This window comes from Rhizobium sp. SVR5-2C (assembly GCF_056755115.1).
Genome location: NZ_JBNDHT010000383.1, coordinates 1 through 276, shown reverse-complemented (window position 1 = coordinate 276; position 276 = coordinate 1). Strand labels below are relative to the sequence as shown.

At 55.8% G+C, this 276-nt stretch carries 1 protein-coding gene; it reads left to right on the top strand.

The window, feature by feature from the left end:
- The coding region (locus ACPYOI_RS36180) for a translocation/assembly module TamB domain-containing protein (RefSeq protein ID WP_481424184.1) at positions 1 to 276 on the top strand (276 nt) is incomplete at both ends.

Here is a 276-nt window from a genome sequence, read left to right as displayed (position 1 = left end):
ACAGTAACCTCACCGTTCACGTCGGCAATAACGTGCGTCTGGATGCGTTTGGGCTGAAGGCGAGACTGACGGGGGATCTGAAAGTCGCGCAGGACAAGCAGGGTCTGGGTCTGAACGGCCAGATCAATATTCCTGAAGGGCGCTTCCATGCCTATGGTCAGGATCTGATTGTGCGTAAAGGTGAGCTGCTGTTCTCCGGCCCACCGGATCAGCCACTGCTCAATATCGAAGCGATTCGTAACCCGGAAGCCACCGAAAACGACGTTATTGCGGGTG